The 17,592-nt window shown below is 73.3% G+C and carries 14 protein-coding genes; 6 read left to right on the top strand and 8 right to left on the bottom strand.

All coding sequences use genetic code 11. The annotated features are described in order from the left end of the window. Positions 1 to 71: 71 nt before the first annotated feature. Together BM223_RS13835 and BM223_RS13830 are read right to left on the bottom strand one after the other, a co-directional pair. Entirely contained in the window at positions 72 to 2,597 is a 2,526-nt protein-coding gene (locus BM223_RS13835) for an ABC transporter permease (RefSeq protein ID WP_235318892.1), read from the bottom strand. 13 nt (positions 2,598 to 2,610) lie between these two features. Beyond that, entirely contained in the window at positions 2,611 to 3,372 is a 762-nt protein-coding gene (locus BM223_RS13830; RefSeq protein WP_038679024.1) for an ABC transporter ATP-binding protein, read from the bottom strand. Between the two features lie 83 nt (positions 3,373 to 3,455). On the opposite strand from BM223_RS13830, the gene glpK reads away from it, so the two are divergent. The 3 genes from glpK to BM223_RS13815 are packed head-to-tail and all read left to right on the top strand — an operon-like array spanning position 3,456 to position 7,533. Beyond that, positions 3,456 to 4,994, top strand: a complete 1,539-nt coding sequence (gene glpK / locus BM223_RS13825) for a glycerol kinase GlpK (protein WP_038679022.1) — start codon at positions 3,456 to 3,458, stop codon at positions 4,992 to 4,994. Continuing rightward, the gene (locus BM223_RS13820; RefSeq protein WP_052138658.1) at positions 4,991 to 6,763 is read left to right on the top strand and encodes a glycerol-3-phosphate dehydrogenase/oxidase; all 1,773 of its coding nucleotides are present in this window, start codon (positions 4,991 to 4,993) and stop codon (positions 6,761 to 6,763) included. The genes glpK and BM223_RS13820 overlap by 4 nt, the downstream gene beginning before the upstream one ends. Continuing rightward, entirely contained in the window at positions 6,763 to 7,533 is a 771-nt protein-coding gene (locus tag BM223_RS13815; protein ID WP_038679020.1) for an SDR family oxidoreductase, read from the top strand. Before BM223_RS13820 ends, BM223_RS13815 begins: the two co-directional genes overlap by 1 nt. On the opposite strand, the gene BM223_RS13810 is transcribed toward BM223_RS13815, so the two are convergent. Then, positions 7,419 to 8,321, bottom strand: a complete 903-nt coding sequence (locus tag BM223_RS13810) for an SURF1 family cytochrome oxidase biogenesis protein (protein ID WP_075018622.1) — start codon at positions 8,319 to 8,321, stop codon at positions 7,419 to 7,421. The two genes, BM223_RS13815 and BM223_RS13810, sit on opposite strands and share 115 nt — an antisense overlap. Before the next feature lie 56 nt (positions 8,322 to 8,377). Between BM223_RS13810 and moaA the strand changes: the two genes are divergently transcribed. Then, on the top strand, positions 8,378 to 9,370 hold the full coding sequence (gene moaA, locus BM223_RS13805; protein ID WP_038679018.1) for a GTP 3',8-cyclase MoaA: 993 nt from the start codon (positions 8,378 to 8,380) through the stop codon (positions 9,368 to 9,370). A 10-nt stretch (positions 9,371 to 9,380) separates the two neighbouring features. Here the strand turns inward: moaA and BM223_RS13800 are convergent, their stop codons facing one another. Genes BM223_RS13800 through pepN form a run of 3 tightly spaced genes read right to left on the bottom strand, consistent with a single transcriptional unit; the run spans position 9,381 to position 14,140 of the window. Next, a complete protein-coding gene (locus BM223_RS13800; protein ID WP_075018621.1) occupies positions 9,381 to 10,832 on the bottom strand; it encodes a DNA recombination protein RmuC in 1,452 nt (483 codons plus the stop codon). A 60-nt stretch (positions 10,833 to 10,892) separates the two neighbouring features. Next, positions 10,893 to 11,708 (bottom strand): formate dehydrogenase accessory sulfurtransferase FdhD, encoded by an 816-nt coding sequence (locus BM223_RS13795; RefSeq protein WP_038679016.1) that lies wholly within the window; start codon positions 11,706 to 11,708, stop codon positions 10,893 to 10,895. After that, the gene (pepN, locus tag BM223_RS13790) at positions 11,705 to 14,140 is read right to left on the bottom strand and encodes an aminopeptidase N (RefSeq protein ID WP_038679015.1); all 2,436 of its coding nucleotides are present in this window, start codon (positions 14,138 to 14,140) and stop codon (positions 11,705 to 11,707) included. Before pepN ends, BM223_RS13795 begins: the two co-directional genes overlap by 4 nt. A gap of 54 nt (positions 14,141 to 14,194) precedes the next feature. On the opposite strand from pepN, the gene BM223_RS13785 reads away from it, so the two are divergent. Beyond that, a complete protein-coding gene (locus BM223_RS13785; RefSeq protein WP_038679013.1) occupies positions 14,195 to 15,076 on the top strand; it encodes an oxidoreductase in 882 nt (293 codons plus the stop codon). Here the strand turns inward: BM223_RS13785 and BM223_RS13780 are convergent. After that, on the bottom strand, positions 15,063 to 15,836 hold the full coding sequence (locus BM223_RS13780; RefSeq protein ID WP_038679011.1) for a peptidylprolyl isomerase: 774 nt from the start codon (positions 15,834 to 15,836) through the stop codon (positions 15,063 to 15,065). The genes BM223_RS13785 and BM223_RS13780 overlap by 14 nt on opposite strands. A 51-nt stretch (positions 15,837 to 15,887) precedes the next feature. Here BM223_RS13780 and BM223_RS13775 point away from each other — a divergent pair, with 51 nt between their 5' ends. After that, positions 15,888 to 16,754 carry an LLM class F420-dependent oxidoreductase gene (locus BM223_RS13775; protein ID WP_038679010.1) on the top strand — a complete coding sequence of 289 codons (867 nt, stop codon included), beginning with the start codon at positions 15,888 to 15,890 and terminating at the stop codon, positions 16,752 to 16,754. A 30-nt stretch (positions 16,755 to 16,784) separates the two neighbouring features. Here BM223_RS13775 and BM223_RS13770 read toward each other — a convergent pair whose 3' ends face one another. Further along, positions 16,785 to 17,582, bottom strand: a complete 798-nt coding sequence (locus BM223_RS13770; protein WP_038679008.1) for an SDR family oxidoreductase — start codon at positions 17,580 to 17,582, stop codon at positions 16,785 to 16,787. Positions 17,583 to 17,592 lie beyond the last annotated feature (10 nt).

Below are 17,592 nucleotides of genomic sequence, written 5' to 3'. Positions count from 1 at the left end.
GCGTCCCGCGCAGCGGTGACCTCGCCACCGAGGTCGAGGCGGTGGCGCGCAGCGCCGTCCGGATCGTGCGCCTATTCGCTCGCGATCGCGTCGAGGACGTCGAGCCGCGCCGCCCGGATCGCCGGGACGACGGCGGCGAGGACGCCGACCACCACGGCGACCACGAGGAAGGTCACCAGGTTGCCGAGGGGCAGCCCGAGGCTGGTCAGGTCCTTGGACAGCGACTGCTGGAGCAGCACGCCGATCAGGACGCCGAGGGCCATGCCGAGGACGGCGCCGAGCACGGCGATGGTGACCGACTCGAGGGTGATCATCCGTCTCAGCTTGGCGCGGCTCATGCCGACGGCGCGGAGCAGGCCGACCTCGCGAGTGCGCTCGATGACGCTGAGGCCGAGCGTGTTGACGATGCCGATGACGGCGATGACGATCGCGAGGGCGAGCAGGCCGTAGATCATGAAGAGCAGCTGGTTGACCTGGCCGCGGAACTCGTCGGCGAACTCGGCCTTGTCGAAGACGCCGACGATGGGGGCGGGCTTGGCGGCGGCGTCGACCTCGTCGCGGACGGCGGTCGCGTCGGCGCCGGGGGAGAGCAGGATGCTGAGGGAGGTGTCCTGGCGCAGGACCCCGGCGCGGGAGAGCTGGTCGAGGGGGACGGTGACCTCGGAGGTGACGTCGGAGCTCTTCGTGATGCCGGTGATGGTGGGGGTGAGCGTCTTGCCGCCCTGGAAGCGCAGGTCGAGGGAGTCGCCGACGGCGAGGTCGTGCTTCTTGGCGAAGTCCTCGCCGACGAAGGCCTGGGCGCCGCTGATCGCGGTGGTGCCGCGGACCAGGTCGAGGTGGTAGATCCTCTGCCACGCCGGGTCGACGCCGGTGACGGAGACGCCCTTGTCGTCGTAGCGGGCCGACGTGTACTGCTGGCGGCTGAGCACGTCGATGCCGTCGATGCCGGCGATCCGGTCGCCGATGGCGGTCGAGAAGGGCAGGTAGGTCGTGCTCTGGACCAGCAGGTCGGCGGTGAACTGCTGGTCGACCTCGTCGTCGATCGAGCGGTTGAGCGACGAGGCGAGCACGCCGATGGTCGAGACGAGGGCGAGGCCGATCATCAGCGCCGACGCCGTGGCACCGGTACGGCGGGGGTCGCGCAGTGCGTTCTCGCCGGCCAGGCGTCCGGTGGCGCCGAAGAGCGCGGCGAACAGGGCGCGGCAGATGACGAGCACCGGACGGCCGAGCACGGGGGAGAGCGCGGCGGCGGTGAGGATCCACAGGACGGCGCCGATGCCGACCCACAGGGCGTTGGGGCGCTGCAGCCCGGCGACCGCGAAGGCCGCGCCGATGGCGATGACGACCGCGCCGATGATCGTGCGCCGCCGCAGCGACGTCCGCTCCGGTGCGGTGTCGGCCCGCATGGCCGCGACCGGCGCGACCCGGCCGGCCCGGCGGGCCGGCAGGTAGGCGGCGACCATGGTGACGCCGACGCCGACCAGGTAGCTGGTGATCACCGCGCGGGAGGTGAGCTGGAGCGCGTCGCCGGCGATGTCGAGGCCGACCACCCGGAAGAGAGCCGCCAGGCCGCGGGCCAGCAGCAGGCCGAGCCCGATCGCCAGCGTCGAGGTGACGATCGACAGCACGAACGCCTCGACGAGCACCGAGCGGGTGACCTGGCCGCGGCCGGCGCCGAGCGCGCGCAGCAGGGCGAGCTCGCGGGTGCGCTGGGCGACGAGGATCGAGAAGGTGTTGACGATGATGAAGCCGCCGACGAGCACGGCGATGATCGCGAACACCGTCAGGAAGGTCTGGATGACGTCGAGGAAGGTGCCGATGGCGTCCTGGGACTCCTTGGCGACCTGGTCACCGGTGACCGCCTCGAAGCCCTCGGGCAGCACCTGGCCGGCGGCCGTGGCCAGCTGCTTCTGGCTGACGCCGTCGGCGGCGGTGAGGCTGATCCGGTTGAAGACGTCCTTGCCGCCGAAGAAGAGGTCCTGCGCGCCTGCGGTCGAGAAGATCAGCAGGGTGGCGCCCGCCGTGCCGCCGCCGTTGAACTCGGCGGTGCCGACGAGGGTCGCGGTCCGCTCGAGGGTGCCGAACGGCGCGAGGAGCTTGACCTGATCGCCGAGCCGGTAGTCACCGGCCTCGGCGGCGCGCTCGTCGAGCACGATCTGGTCGGTTCCCTCGGGCCAGGCGCCGCTCTTGAGGAGCAGGGTCGGCTTGCCCTCCATGTTGGGGCTGCCGGTGTAGTTGAACGACAGCGTGGGCGCACCGGTGCCCCCGACGAGCGTGCCGTCGGAGGCGAGCAGGCTCAGCCCGGCGCTGTTGACCTCGCCGTCGGCCCGGGCCACCTCGGGGAGCGCGGCGAGCGCGTCGACGACGTCGGGGGTCAGGGCGAGCGCGGACTGGCCGGACTCGCCGCCGCCGAACTCCTCGGTGTCGGCCGCGCGGACCACGCCGTCGGGCGTCGATCCGTGCACGATGCCGTCGAAAGTTTCGGACAAGCCGTTGCTGAACACCAGCACGCCGGACAGGAACGCCACCCCGAGCACGATCGCCAGGCCGCTCATGAGCAGCCGGACCTTGCGCGCGAAGAGGTTGCGCAGCGTCATCCGGAGCACGGGCTCAGGCCTCCCGGCGCGCGGCGGCGGCCGCCTGGAGCGCGGTCATGTGGGCCAGGATGGCGTCGCGGTCGGGGTCGCGGATCTCGTCGACCAGGCGGCCGTCGGCGAGGAACACCACCCGGTCGCAGTAGGACGCCGCGACGGCGTCGTGGGTGACCATCACGATCGTCTGGCCGAACTCGTCGACGCTGCGGCGCAGGAACGAGAGCACCTCGGCACCCGAGGTGCTGTCGAGGTTGCCGGTCGGCTCGTCGGCGAACACGATGGACGGCTTGCTGACCAGGGCCCGGGCGCAGGCGACGCGCTGCTGCTGGCCGCCGGACATCTCGGAGGGGCGGTGGCCGAGCCGGTCGCGCAGGCCGACGGTGTCGACGACCGTGTCGAACCACGCCTGGTCGGGCTTGCGGCCGGAGAGGCTGAGGGGGAGCAGGATGTTCTCGCGCGCGCTGAGCGTCGGGATCAGGTTGAACGCCTGGAAGACGAAGCCGATCTCCTCGCGGCGCAGCGCGGTGAGCGCCTTGTCGCGCAGCCGGGACAGCGCGGTGTCGCCGACCCAGACCTCGCCGCCGGTGGGGGTGTCGAGCGCCGCGAGGCAGTGCATGAGCGTCGACTTGCCCGAGCCGGACGGACCCATGATCGCGGTGAACTCGCCGGCGGCCAGGTCGATGGTCACGCCGTCGAGGGCGCGCACCTCGGAGTCGCCGGAGCCGTAGACCTTGCGCAGGTCGACGGAGCGGGCCGCGACGGCGGCGGTGGAGGTCATGCGCCCACCTTGCCAGGAGGGTCCGACGACCCGCATCCGGAATGTCCCCGAGGCCGACCCCGGGGGTCCGTAGGCTTCGGGCCATGGCTGCTGACGCACGCTTCGTGGGGGCGATCGACCAGGGCACCACCAGCACCCGGTTCATGGTGTTCGACCATGCCGGCACCGAGGTCGCCCGGCACCAGCTGGAGCACCAGCAGCTCCTGCCGCGGGCGGGATGGGTCGAGCACAACCCGGTGGAGATCTGGGAGCGCACCTCGGCCGTCGTCCAGACCGCACTGGGCAAGGCCCGCCTCGGTGCCGAGGACCTGGCCGCCATCGGCATCACCAATCAGCGCGAGACGACGATCGTGTGGCACCGGCGCACCGGGCGCCCGCTCTACAACGCCATCGTCTGGCAGGACACACGCACCGACGCGATCGCGGCAGCCCTCGACCGGGACGGCGCGGGCGGTCGCGGCGACGTCATCCGGCACCGCGCGGGGCTGCCGCCGGCGACGTACTTCTCGGGCGGCAAGCTGCAGTGGATCCTCGAGAACGTCCCCGGCGTGCGCGAGGCGGCCGAGCGCGGCGACGCGCTGTTCGGCACGCCCGACACGTGGATCCTGTGGAACCTGACCGGAGGCACCGACGGCGGCGTGCACGTCACCGACGTCACCAACGCCAGCCGGACCATGCTGATGGACCTCGAGACCCTGAACTGGGACGACGAGCTGCTCGGCTTCTTCGGCGTCCCGCGGGCGATGCTGCCCGAGATCCGCGAGTCCTCGGCCACCACGCCGTACGGCGTCACGCGGGCCGCCGGACCGTTCGCCGGCGAGGTGCCGATCACCGGCATCCTCGGCGACCAGCAGGCCGCGACGGTCGGCCAGGTCTGCTTCGCTCCGGGCGAGGCCAAGAACACCTACGGCACCGGCAACTTCATGCTGCTCAACACCGGGACCGAGATCGTCCGGTCGAAGGCGGGGCTGCTCACCACGCCGGCGTACCGCTTCGGCGACGAGCCGTGCGTCTACGCGCTGGAGGGCTCGATCGCGGTGACCGGCTCGGCCGTGCAGTGGCTGCGCGACCAGCTCGGCATCATCAGCGGCGCGGGGGAGTCCGAGTCGCTGGCCCGCCAGGTCGACGACAACGGCGGCGTCTACTTCGTGCCTGCCTTCTCCGGGCTGTTCGCGCCCTACTGGCGCTCCGATGCCCGCGGCGCGATCGTCGGGCTGTCCCGGTTCAACACCAACGCGCACGTCGCGCGGGCCACGCTCGAAGCCATCTGCTACCAGTCGCGCGACGTGGTCGAGGCGATGTGCGCCGACTCCGGCGTCGAGGTCGGCGTGCTCAAGGTCGACGGCGGCGTCACGCTCAACAGCCTGTGCATGCAGATCCAGGCCGACGTGCTCGGCGTCGCGGTCAGCAGACCGGTGGTGCCCGAGACGACGGCGCTCGGCGCGGCGTACGCGGCCGGGCTGTCGGTGGGCTACTGGCGCGACACCGACGAGCTGCGCCAGAACTGGCGCGAGGACACCCGCTGGGAGCCCCAGTGGGACGACGAGCGCCGGGCGACGGGCTACGCGCAGTGGAAGAAGGCCGTGCAACGTACCCTCGACTGGGTGGAGGTGCCCGGATGAGTCCCGCCGCCCTGTCCCCCCGAGCCCGCAGCGCTGCGCTCAAGCGATTGGCCGAGCAGCCCCTCGACGTCCTCGTCATCGGCGGTGGCGTGGTCGGCTCCGGGGCCGCGCTCGACGCCGCCACTCGCGGCCTGTCGGTCGGCCTGGTCGAGGCGCGCGACTTCGCCTCGGGGACGTCGAGCCGCAGCTCCAAGCTGATCCACGGCGGCCTGCGCTACCTGGAGATGATGGACTTCCGGCTCGTCGCCGAGGCGCTCAAGGAGCGCGGCCTGCTCATGCAGCGGCTCGCGCCCCACCTGGTCCGCCCGGTGCCGTTCCTCTACCCGCTCAACGGCCGCGGCTGGGAGCGCTGGTACGCCGGCACCGGCGTCGCGCTCTACGACGCCATGTCGCGCGCCAGCGGCTACGGCAGCACGCTGCCGCTGCACCAGCACCTCACCCGCCGCGGCGCCCGCAAGGCGTTCCCGTCGCTGCGCAAGGACGCCCTCGTCGGCGCGATCCGCTACTACGACGCCCAGGTCGACGACGCCCGGCACACGATGTTCCTGGCCCGCACCGCGGCGACGTACGGCGCGGCCGTCGCCTCCCGGACCCGCGTGCTCGGCCTGGTCAAGGAGAGCGAGCGCGTCGTCGGCGCCGAGGTGATCGACCTCGAGACCGGGCGCCGCTTCGAGATCCGCGCCTCGCAGGTCATCAACGCCACCGGCGTCTGGACCGACGAGACGCAGGCGATGGCGCGCGAGCGCGGCCAGTTCAAGGTCCGGGCCAGCAAGGGCATCCACCTGGTCGTCCCGCGCGACCGGATCCGCGGCGACGCCGGGCTGATCCTGCGCACCGAGAAGTCGGTGCTGTTCGTGATCCCCTGGAAGAGGCACTGGATCATCGGCACCACCGACACCGACTGGTCGCTCTCCAAGGACCACCCCGCAGCGAGCAGCAGCGACATCGACTACCTGCTCGAGCACGTCAACCGGGTGCTGGAGGTGCCGCTCACCCGCGACGACGTCGAGGGCGTCTACGCAGGCCTGCGCCCGCTGCTCGCCGGCGAGTCCGACGCGACGTCCCAGCTCTCGCGCGAGCACGCGGTGGCGCACAGCGTTCCGGGCCTGGTGGTCGTCGCGGGCGGCAAGTACACGACGTACCGGGTGATGGCGGCCGACGCCGTCGACGAGGCGGTGCACGGGCTGGCGTCGGTGCAGGGGCGCACCGCGGGCGCCTGCGTGACCGAGAGCGTGCCGCTCGTCGGCGCCGACGGCTACCAGGCGCTCTGGAACCAGCGTCGCGCGCTGGCCACCCAGTCCGGGCTCGCCATCAACCGCGTCGAGCACCTGCTGGAGCGCTACGGCTCGCTCGTGCTCGAGGTGCTCGACCTGGTCGCGGCCGAGCCCGAGCTGGGCGAGCCGCTGCCCGGCGCCGAGGACTACCTCAAGGTCGAGGCGGTGTACGCCGTCACCCACGAGGGCGCCCGGCACCTCGACGACATCCTCACCCGGCGGATGCGGATCTCGTTCGAGACCTTCGACCGCGGGGTCGCGGCCGCGCCGCACGTGGCCGAGCTGGTCCGCGGGCACCTGCGCTGGGACGCCGACCAGCAGGAGCGCGAGCTCCAGCACTACCTCAAGCGCGTCGAGGCGGAGCGGGAGTCGCAGCGCCAGCCCGACGACCACACGGCCGACGCGGCCCGCAAGGGCGCCGCCGACGTCGTCCCGGTGTCGCGGATCGCCGAGGAGATCGAGTCGATCGAGTCGATGGAGATGGAGACCCCCTGATGGACCTGCAGCTGACCGACCGGGTGTACGTGCTCACCGGTGCCACCCGCGGCCTGGGCCGCGCCACCGCCGAGGCGCTCGTCGCCGACGGCGCCCGGGTGGTGCTCTCGGGCCGCAACCCGGAGTCGGTCGACTCGGCCGTCGCCGCGCTCGAGCAGATCGGGGGAGCGGGGTGCGCCCGCGGCGTGGTCGCCGACAACGCCGACCCCGACGCGCCGGCTCGGATCATCAGTGCGGCGAACGAGGCCTGGGGCCGCCTCGACGGCGCGCTGATCAGCGTCGGCGGGCCGCCGGCCGGGCCGGTGACGGCGATGACCGACGAGCAGTGGACCGCCGCCTTCGGCTCGGTCTTCCTGGGCGCCGTCCGGCTGGCGCGCGAGGTCGCCGCCGTCCTCGGTGAGGGCGGCTCGCTCGCGTTCGTGCTCTCGACGAGCGTGATCCAGCCGATCGCCGGCCTCGCCATCTCCAACGGCCTGCGCCCCGGCCTGGCGATGACGGCCAAGACGCTCGCCGACGAGCTCGGCCCGCGCGGCATCCGGGTCAACGGGCTGCTCCCGGGCCGGGTCGGCACCGAGCGGGTCGCCGAGCTCGACGCCGCCACCGGCGACCCCGAGGCGTCGGCGGCCGCCGCGCGCGCCCAGATCCCGCTGGGACGCTACGGCCGGCCCGAGGAGTTCGGCCGGGTCGCCGCGTTCGTGCTCTCGCCGGCCGCGTCGTTCGTGTCGGGCGTGATGCTCCCCGTCGACGGCGGGATGTCGCGCCCGCTCTGACGCGAGAACGGACCTCCCTGCCGGCGCTTGCTGCCCTGCCGCTCGCCGCGGGGGCCGTGCCGGCGCTCGTCCCACGCGAGGTAGGCGAAGCCGCCGATCCCGAGGACGCCGAAGAACCACCACTGCAGGCCGTAGAAGAAGTGCGGGCCCTCGCCGAGCTCGGGGAGCTCGACCGGCTCGAGCGCCTCGGCCGGCGCGGGGTCCTCGGACTTCAGCGCGACGAAGCCGGTGAACACGTCGAGGCCGGTCGCCTTGCCGATCGGGCCGCTGGCGATCGCCCGGGTCGAGCGCCCGCTCACCTGGGTGCTGCCGCCGGTGCCGTCGGCGCGGACCCAGCCGGTGATGGTCACCTCGCCCTCGGGCGGCGCGGGCAGCTCGTCGGGACCGATCTCGGGGTTGTCGGTGGCGAACCAGCCGCGGTCGACCAGCACGGCCCGTCCGTCGGGCGTCACCAGCGGGACGACGACCTCGACCCCCGGCGCGCTCTTGCGCGTGCGGTAGCGGACCACCACGGTGTTCTCGGCGTCGTACTCGCCGGTGGCCGTGATGAGCCGCCACTCGTCGGACTCCGCCACCGGACGACCGGGCGCGAGCACCTCGTCGACCTGGACCGGGGTCCGGTCCTCGTTGGCGACGACGATGGCGTTGCGCTCCTTGCGGTCCTCGAGCCGGCCGAACTGCCACTCGCCCAGCCACCAGGTGCCGTAGCCGAGCACGATGATGGCCAGGAAGAACAGGACCCAGCGACGGCTCAGCAGGAACCGCCACGAGCTCAGCAGGGATCGCACACGCCCAACGGTAGGACCAGCCGGAAGCCAACCGGACCCCGGCCTATGCTGGGGGTGTGCAGCCCCTCCTCGACCAGCACGGCCGCGTCGCGACGGACCTCCGGGTGTCGCTGACCGACCGCTGCAACCTGCGCTGCACCTACTGCATGCCGGCCGAGGGTCTCGACTGGATGCCGCTCGACGACCAGCTCTCCGACGACGAGGTCGTCCGGCTGATCGGTGTCGCCGTGCGCGAGCTCGGCGTCCGCGAGGTCCGGTTCACCGGTGGCGAGCCGCTCGTGCGCCGCGGGCTGGTCGACATCGTCCGCCAGGTCCGCGCGCTCGACGCCGGCGTCGAGATGTCGATCACCACCAACGCGCTCGGCCTGTCCCGGACGGCGGGCGCGCTCGCCGAGGCCGGCCTCGACCGGGTCAACGTCAGCCTCGACACCGTCCGCGCCGACACCTTCCACGAGATCACCCGCCGGGACCGCCTCGACGACGTCATCGCCGGGCTCGCCGCCGCCGAGGCGGCCGGGCTCGGGCCGGTCAAGGTCAACGCCGTCCTCCTGCGCGGCATCAACGACGACCAGGCCCCCGAGCTGCTCGGCTGGTGCGTCGACCGCGGCTACCAGCTGCGGTTCATCGAGCAGATGCCGCTCGACGCCCAGCACGGCTGGGACCGCGACGCCATGGTGACCGCCGACGAGATCTTCGCCTCGCTCGCCACACGCTTCACGCTGACGCCCGCCCACGAGCCGCGGGGGAGCGCCCCGGCCGAGCTCTTCGTCGTCGACGGCGGCCCCGCCACCGTCGGCGTCATCGCCTCGGTCACCCGGCCCTTCTGCGGCGACTGCGACCGGGTCCGGCTCACCGCCGACGGCCAGGTCCGCAACTGCCTCTTCGCCCGCTCCGAGTCGGACCTGCGCAGCGCCCTGCGGGCCGGCGCCTCCGACGAGGACCTCGCCGCGCGCTGGCGCACGGCGATGTGGGGCAAGGCCGCCGGCCACGGGATCGACGACCCGTCGTTCCTGCAGCCGGACCGGCCGATGTCGGCCATCGGCGGCTGAGCTCGCGGGCTCAGCCCGTCTGCTCGTCGACGATCTCGGCGTCCACCGCGTCGGCGCCGCCGAGGCCCTCGAAGTCGAAGGTCAGCTCGTCGCGGTCGAGGTCGGCGAGCGCGGAGAACTCCGACGAGGTGAGCGCGCGGGGGATCTCCTCGACCTCCTTGGGCGCCTCGATGGTCGCGACCGGGTCGGCGGCGTTGAGCTTGCGCGCCGCGGGGAGCACCGAGCGCTCGAGCGAGCCGGTGAACGAGTTGTAGTCCTTGACGCTGCGCTGCAGCGAGCGGCCGAGCTTGTCGACGTGCTCGGAGAGCTTGAGGATGCGGCGGTAGAGCACCTGGCCGAGCTCGAAGAGGACCTGCGCGTCCTCGGTGAGCGCCTCCTGCTTCCAGGTGAAGGCGACGGTCTTGAGCATGCTCCACAGGTTGGTCGGCGTGGCCAGCACGATGCCACTGGCGAAGGCGTGCTCCATGAGTGACGGGTCGACGTCGATGGCGGCGTTGAGGAGCTGCTCGTTGGGGATGAAGGCCACGGTGAACTCGGGACTCACCGCGAGGCCCGTCCAGTAGCCCTTGCGCGCGAGCGTGTCGACGTGGCCGCGGACCTTGCGCGCGTGGTCGTCGAGCAGCCGCTGGCGGGTCTCGGGCTCGAGGCCCTCACGCTGGGCGTCCATGAACGCGTTGTAGGGCACCTTGGCGTCGATGGCCATCTGCTTGCCGCCGGGCAGGTTGATGACCATGTCGGGACGCCGGTTGCCGGAGTCGGCCTCGACCGAGTGCTGGAGCTCGAAGTCGACCCGGTTGAGCAGGCCGGCGGTCTCGACCAGCGTGCGGAGCTGGGTCTCGCCCCAGGCGCCGCGCACGGCGTTGTTCTTGAGCACGGAGGCGAGCGTGTCGGCGGCCTTGCGGGAGTCCTCGACCGAGCGCTGGGTGTGCTTGATCTGGGTGGCGAGCTCGGTGTGCTGCTGGACGCGCGCCTTCTCGAGGTCGTCGACCTTCTGCTGCATCGAGCGCAGGTGCTCGACCACGGGCGTGAGCGTCTTGAGGACCTGGGTCTGGCCGGTCTCGTTGGCCTCGCGCTCGCGCTGGGCCTGGCGCTGCTGGTCGAGGAGCGTGCGGTACTGCGCGCGCGCCTCGTCGACGGCGACCCGCAGCTCGTCGACGGTGGCCAGCGCACCGGTCAGCTCGGACTGGACGGCGGCCCGCGCGGCGGACTCGTCGGCGCGCGCCTTCGCCACGCGCGCCTCGCCCTGGATCTCGGCCCGCTCGACCTCGTGGCGCAGCGCCGCGAGCGCGGACTCGTGCGTGGCGCGGAGCTGGGCGAGCGCCGCCTCGTGCCGCTCGGCGACGACCTCGGGCGCCTCGCCCGGCGCGACCTCGGGGACCGGCGCCAGGGTGGCCTGGCGCACCAGCCAGCCGACCCCTGCACCGAGCAGGAGTCCGACGAGGAGCGCGAGGAGAACGGCCATGGGAGCAGTCAAACAGGAGGGCCCGACAGAACTCCGGCGGGCTCGCCGGTGGGCGGCCGATCAGGCGTAGCGGACGGTCCGCTCGGCCCGGGTCCAGCCGTAGAGCGCCAGCCCGCCGGCCTCGGCCAGCCGGACCGAGAGCCCGGTCGGGGCACCGACCGCGACGAGGGCGCCGATCCCGCTGGCCACGGCCTTCTGGACCAGCTCGAAGCCGGCCCGGCCGCTGACCACGAGGACCGCCTCGGCCGAGGAGGCGCCGGCGAGCAACCGGGCGCCGACGACCTTGTCGACGGCGTTGTGCCGCCCGACGTCCTCGCGGACGGCGACCAGCTCGCCCTCGGCGGTGAACAGCCCGGCGGCGTGGGCGCTGCCGGTCCGCGCGAAGAGCTCCTGGCGCGGCCGCATCAGGTCGGGCAGCGTGCGGACCAGGTCGTCGGAGGGCAGCGGTCCGGACCAGGGGAGCGAGGGCCGGCGGGCCAGCACCTCGTCGACCTCGTCGGTCCCGCACACGCCGCACGCGGCCGAGCCGGCGCTGAGCGCGTCGAGCTGGCTGGGCACCCGGGCCGGCACGGTGTCGAGGGTGAGCGTGACGACGTTGAACTCCTGCTCAGGCCGCAGCTCGACGTCGGTGCAGTAGGCGACGCCGGCGGCGCGGCCGAGGCCCTCGTGGTGGACCCAGCCGGCGGCGAGCTCGAAGTCGCTCCCGGGGGTGCGCAGCGTCGTCCACACCCGGCGGGTCGCGGCGCCCGGCCAGGCGAGGCGGATCTCGAGCGGCTCCTCGGTGAGCACCCGGTCCTCGTGCCGTCGTACGCCGGTGGCGAGGTGCTCGGCGACCTTGAGCCGGCCGGTGGGACCCGGCCGCCGTGCCTTCGTCACGCCAGCACCGCCCGGCGTCGCCGCAGCTCGTCGAGCCGGTCGGTCAGCCGGCGCCGGACGGCGCCCGGGAGGTCGCCGTCGAGGGCGGCGAGAGCCGCGGCCTCGGTGGCGTCGTCGAGGTGCGTGATGGGGAAGAACGCCTCGATGACGTCGCCCTGCACCCAGCCCTGGTGCGCCGCGACGAGCGTGTCGAGCTGGTCGAAGTAGGCCCGCGCGTAGTGCTCGGTCAGCGCCCGCTGGTCGGCACGCCACAGCCCGGCGCCCGCGGCCTTGACCTCGTAGTTGGGCACGGGGATCTCGCCGGTGGCGCGAGCCCAGGCGAACTCCTTGGCCTCGGTCGCGGGCAGCGACGCGACGGCCCGCGCGTGGTGGACCTTGGCGGCGCCGGTGGGCTCGGCGGCCAGCGCCTCGTCGAGCGCGCCCTGGTCGGTGGCACCGATCTCGGCGAGCCGGCGGAGGGCCTTCCAGCGCAGGTCGGAGTCGGCGGCGATGCCCGGCGGCAGCGCCTCACCGGCAGCCCAGCGCTCGAGGTCGGCGGCGTCGCCGGCGGAGAGGACGGTCGCCCGGAACGCCGAGAGCTGCAGCTCGGAGCCCTCCGGCGCGGCCTCGGCGGCGGACCGGACGGCGGCGTGGAAGCGTCCCGTGGTGCCGTCGGGCGCCAGCGGGAGGACGGTCTCGAGCACCCACGGCAGCAGGTTGCGGGCACCGTCGGAGGTGTCCTCGACCGGTGGCGCGGCGGCGAGCAGGTCGGCGACCTGGGGGAGCGTGACGGCACCCTCGAACAGGCCGAGCCGGACGCTGTTCCACATCGTCGCGCGCAACCGCGGGTCGGTCAGCTCGCGGGCGAGGGTGGGCAGCGCCGCCATGGTCACCGCGTCGGGCGGGCACACCGCCCACGTCGTCTCGGTCGCGTCGAGGAGGACGGCGGCGTCGCCCACGGCGAGCGGCGTCGTGGGCGCGTCGACGACGAGCGGCTGCTGGGTCCACCCCTCAGGACCGTGGACGGCGACCTGGAGCTGGTGCGTCCGGTCGGCGGGGTGGGCCGGCGGCGACGTCCGCCGTACGACGCCCGCGCCCCGGTCGAGGTCGAGCCGGTCGGCGCCGGGCGTGAGCAGCCAGTCCTTGACGAAGCCGTCGAGCGTCGCGCCGCCGGCGGCCCGCTCCCAGCTCGCGAACAGGTCGTGCATGGTGGCGTTGCCGAACCGGTGGAGCTCGAAGTGCTCGCGCACGCCACCGAGGAAGGCGTCGTCCCCGAGCCGGATCGCGAGCTGGCGCAGCACGTTGGCGCCACGGGCGTAGGAGATGCCGTCGAAGTTCTGCAGCGCCGACAGGGCGTCGGGAGCGGCATTGCCGGCGACCGGGTGGGTGGTCGGCCGCTGGTCGGCGGTGATGCCCCAGGTCCGGCGGGCGTAGGAGTCGTGGACGGGCGCGTCGGCGTACTCGGTGGCGTCGGTGATGACGCGCAGCCCCATGTACTCCGCGAACGACTCGTTGAGCCAGAGGTCGTCCCACCAGGCCGGGGTGACGATGTTGCCGAACCACTGGTGCGCCATCTCGTGCGCGATGAGGTTGGCGCGGAAGCTGCGGTCGGCGCGGGTCGCGCTGGTCTCGAACAGCAGCGGGTCGCGGATCGTGATGCAGCCGGGGTTCTCCATCGCGCCGGCGTTGAACTCCGGCACGAAGGCCTGGTGGTAGTCGCCGAACGGGTAGCGGATGCCGAACAGCCGGTGCAGCTCGTCGAAGGACTGCCGGGTCAGCGTGAGCAGCTCGTCGGCCTCGCGGTCGAGCGTCGCGGCGAGGCTCTGCCGCGAGCTGAGCCCGAGCGGGATGCCGTCGTGCTCGTCGCGGATCAGGTGGTACGGCCCCGCCACCACGGTGACGAAGTACGTCGCCAGCGGCTGCGTCGGCCCGAGCTCCCACCGCTTGCTCGCGCCCTCGCCACCGACCTCACGCGCCGGCGCGTTGCCGACGACGAGCCAGTCGGCCGGCGCGGTGATCCGCATCGTGTAGGGCGCCTTGAGGTCGGGCTGGTCGAAGCACGCGAAGACCGACGGGGCGGCGTCCATGAAGGACATGCCGTAGACGTACGCACGTCCGTCGGCCGGGTCGACCGAGCGGTGCAGCCCCTCGCCGTCGTGGCGGTAGGCCATCGTGGCCTCGACGACGAGCTCGTGATCGCCGGCCGACAGGTCGAGCGGCACCCGGCCGTCGGCGAGGAGCCCGGTGTCGAGCGGCGCCCCGTCGAGCCGGACGGCGTGGAGCGCGGTGGGCTTCACGTCGACGAAGGTCGTCGTGCTCGTCTCGCAGCGGAACCGGATCGTGGTGAGCGACGTGAACACGTCGTCGGCTCCGGTGAGGTCGAGGTCGACGTCGTACGAGGAGACGGCGAGGACGCTCGCGCGGTGCTCGGCTTCGGCGCGGGTGAGGCTCATCCGGCCAGCCTAGAACCCGCCCGCGGGACTGGAGGTTGTGGGAGGGTTCCGGTCATGCGTCCGTGGACCCAGGTGCCGCCCCAGCCGGGCCGGCGGTTCGTCATCACCGGCTCCAACGGTGGTCTCGGCCTCGAGACCGCGCGGATCCTGGGCTCCCGCGGGGCCGAGGTCGTGCTGGCCTGCCGCAGCATCACGAAGGGCGAGGCCGCCGCACGGAGCGTGCCCGGCTACGACAAGGGGCGCGTCGAGGTGCGCCAGGTCGACGTCAGCGACCTGGCGTCGGTGCGCGACTTCGCCAAGGGGCTGCGCGACGACGGCCGGCCGGTCGACGTCCTGATCAACAACGCGGGAGTGCTCGGCGTCCCGCTGGCGCGGTCGGCGCAGGGCGTCGAGATGCACTTCGCGACCAACTACCTCGGGCACTTCGTGCTCACCGACGAGCTCCGCCCGGTCCTCACCGACCGGGTCGTCATGGTCAGCTCGCGCGAGCACCGCTCGGGCGCGCTCGACCTCGACGACCTCGGGTGGGAGCGCCGGCCGTACCGCCCCTTCCAGGCGTACGGCGACTCGAAGCTCGCCGACCTGCTGTTCATGCGCGAGCTCGACCGCCGGCTCCGCGCGGAGGGCTCGACCCTGCGCGCCGTGGCGGCCCACCCCGGCGCGTCGGCCACGAAGATCACCGGCGGCAGCGGCAACCCGGTGGTGACGGCGATCGGCTACTACGGCCAGAGGCTCGTCGGGATGCCGGCCTGGCGGGGTGCGCTCTGCACGGTCTACGCGGCGACGATGGACGTGCCGGGAGGCACCTACATCGGCCCGCACGGGCGGACCGAGCTGTGGGGGTGGCCCGCGCCCGCGCGGATGTCGCCGAAGGCCGACGACGCCGCGCTGGCGCGGGCGCTCTGGGAGCGCTCGGTCGAGCTCAGCCGACCTTGATGCTCTCGAAGGTCACCGGGGTCTTCGGGCGGCCGCCGCCACTCTGGGCCCAGAAGCCGTCGTTGCCCGAGGCGGTCGCCTTCTTGAGCGTCTCGAGCGACGCCGCGTCGAGGTGGCCCCACACCGTGTACGACGGCGGGAACTGCGAGTCGCCGAACACGATGAAGAACTGGCCGCCGCCGGAGTCCGGCTGGCCGGTGTTGGCCATCGCGAGCGTGCCGGCCGGGTAGGTCTCGGTGCCGTCGACCTCGTCGGGGATGGTGTAGCCCGGGCCGCCGGTGCCGGTCTTGTCGTCGGGCTGCGCGGCCTTCGGGTCGAAGTAGGGGTCTCCGCACTGGAGGAACTCGAAGCCCGGGTCGTTGCCCTGGCGGTGGCACGACGTGTTGTCGTAGTAGCCCTGCTCGGCCAGCGACGCGAACGACGAGACGGTGCAGGGGGCCTTGTCGCCGTCGAGCGTGACCTTGAGGTCGCCGACCGACGTCTTGAGGACGGCGGGGACCTTCTCGGTGTACTCCGGCGTGGCCGGCGGCGGCGTGACCTTGCGCGCGGCGTCGCCCGACGCGACGTACTCGCAGGTGCCCGCGGCGCCGCCGCCCGACGTCGTCTCGGTCGCGGTCGGGCTCCCCGAGGCAGCCGGCGACGAGGCGCCGTCGGTGGTCTCGGGGTCCTTGGCGGACGACGGAGAGTCGTCGTCCCCGCAGGCGGAGAGCGTGGCGAGCAGCAGCAGGGCCGGGACTCCGGCGAGCAGGCGAGAGCGCATGGGGCGCATCGTACGCAGCAGACCTGAGCAGTTCGGGTCTAGGTTGGCGGCATGGACCTGGGCATCCACTACGCCACCTTCACCCATCCGGAGTGGCAGACCACGCTCGCCGACCGGATCGCCGCGACCGCGAAGGTCGCCGACGAGGGCGGCCTCTCGCTCTTCACCGTGATGGACCACTACTTCCAGATGGAGATGTCCGGCGGGCCGGCCGAGCCGATGCTCGAGGGCTACACGACCCTCGGCTTCGCCGCCGCGCTCACCGAGCGCATCGACCTCGGTCTCTACGTCACCGGCGTCACCTACCGGCACCCCGGCCTGCTGGCCAAGATCGTCACCACGCTCGACGTCCTGTCCCGCGGCCGGGCCTGGCTCGGCATCGGCGCGGCCTGGTACGACCGCGAGCACGCCGGGCTCGGTGTCCCCTTCCCACCGGTCGCGGAGCGCTTCGAGCGCCTCGAGGAGACCCTGCAGATCTGCCGCCAGATGTGGAGCGACGACGACGGCCCCTTCGAGGGCGCGCACTACCGCCTCGCCGAGACCATCTGCGTCCCGCCGCCGGTGCGGGGCCGGGTGCCGGTCGTCATCGGCGGCTCGGGGGAGCGCAAGACGCTGCGCCTGGTAGCCCGGTACGGCGACGCGTGCAACCTCTTCACCGGCGAGGGCCCCGACGGCGTGGCGCACAAGCTCGACGTGCTGCGCCGGCACTGCGACGACGCCGGGCGCGACTACGACGAGATCCGCAAGACCATCCTGTGGTTCGGCGACCCGGTCGCGGAGTCCGAGCGCTTCGTGCGCGAGATGGACCAGTACGCCGCTCTCGGCGTCACGCTCACCTCGATGATGCCGCCGACCGACGACCCGGCCGGGTGGGCGGGAGCGCTGGTGGAGCAGGTGCTGCCGCGGGTCAGCGGCTGACGGGACGGGAGCGCGCGGCCGCGCCTCCTCTCACCGGTGCCCGCCGGCGATCCGCCCGTTGATCCTGCGGAGCACCCACGCCGGCGCCAGCCCCGACGACGCCATCAGCACCTTCGCCTGGGTGCCGACCGCGCGGTGGACGGGCTGCGGCAGCCGGTGGGGGCCGACGACGTCGAGCACCTCGCGCGCCACGTCGTCGGCCGTGAGCCGGATGCCGAGGGAGCGGGTCGAGGCGATGTCCATGCCGGTGGTCATCGCGGTCTGCACGAACAGCGGCCACACGGCCCGCACGGTGATGTCGTCGGCGGCCCACTCGAGGTCGAGCGCCTCGGTGAGGCCGCGAACGGCGAACTTCGTCGCCGAGTACGTCGCGAGCTCGGGCTGGCCGTAGATGGCACTCGCCGAGGCGAGGTTGACGACGTGGGCACCGGGGGTGGCGCGCAGGTAGGGGTAGGCGACGTGGCAGCCGTTGAGCACACCCTTGACGTTGACGTCGACGATCCGCTGCTGGTCGGCGAGCGGGATCGACGCGAACGGGCCGCTGCGCAGGATGCCCGCGTTGTTGACGAGGACGTCGAGCGTGCCGCCGGTCCGCTCGGTCAGCTCGGCGAGCCGCTGCTCCCAGGCGGTGGCGTCGCGGACGTCGAGCTCGCCGGTGACGATGCCGTCGAGCTCGCCGGCCAGCGTGGCGAGCCCGGGTGCGTCGACGTCGTACGCGCCGACGAGGTAGCCGGCGGCGTGGAACCGGGTGGCGACGGCGCGGCCGATCCCGGCGGCGGCTCCGGTGACGACGACACTGCGCTGCGCGTGCTGCTGCGGCTGGCTCATGGAGCGCAGT

Source organism: Pimelobacter simplex, from assembly GCF_900114845.1.
Lineage (GTDB): Bacteria > Actinomycetota > Actinomycetes > Propionibacteriales > Nocardioidaceae > Nocardioides > Nocardioides simplex.
This window is presented reverse-complemented; position numbering and strand designations above follow the sequence as displayed.

Coding starts and splice junctions, on each gene's coding strand:
- BM223_RS13835 (WP_235318892.1), bottom strand. CDS start 2,597: ATGACGCTGCGCAACCTCTTCGCGCGCAAGGTCCGGCTGCTCATGAGC.
- BM223_RS13830 (WP_038679024.1), bottom strand. CDS start 3,372: ATGACCTCCACCGCCGCCGTCGCGGCCCGCTCCGTCGACCTGCGCAAG.
- glpK (WP_038679022.1), top strand. CDS start 3,456: ATGGCTGCTGACGCACGCTTCGTGGGGGCGATCGACCAGGGCACCACC.
- BM223_RS13820 (WP_052138658.1), top strand. CDS start 4,991: ATGAGTCCCGCCGCCCTGTCCCCCCGAGCCCGCAGCGCTGCGCTCAAG.
- BM223_RS13815 (WP_038679020.1), top strand. CDS start 6,763: ATGGACCTGCAGCTGACCGACCGGGTGTACGTGCTCACCGGTGCCACC.
- BM223_RS13800 (WP_075018621.1), bottom strand. CDS start 10,832: ATGGCCGTTCTCCTCGCGCTCCTCGTCGGACTCCTGCTCGGTGCAGGG.
- pepN (WP_038679015.1), bottom strand. CDS start 14,140: ATGAGCCTCACCCGCGCCGAAGCCGAGCACCGCGCGAGCGTCCTCGCC.
- BM223_RS13785 (WP_038679013.1), top strand. CDS start 14,195: ATGCGTCCGTGGACCCAGGTGCCGCCCCAGCCGGGCCGGCGGTTCGTC.
- BM223_RS13780 (WP_038679011.1), bottom strand. CDS start 15,836: ATGCGCTCTCGCCTGCTCGCCGGAGTCCCGGCCCTGCTGCTGCTCGCC.
- BM223_RS13775 (WP_038679010.1), top strand. CDS start 15,888: ATGGACCTGGGCATCCACTACGCCACCTTCACCCATCCGGAGTGGCAG.
- BM223_RS13770 (WP_038679008.1), bottom strand. CDS start 17,582: ATGAGCCAGCCGCAGCAGCACGCGCAGCGCAGTGTCGTCGTCACCGGA.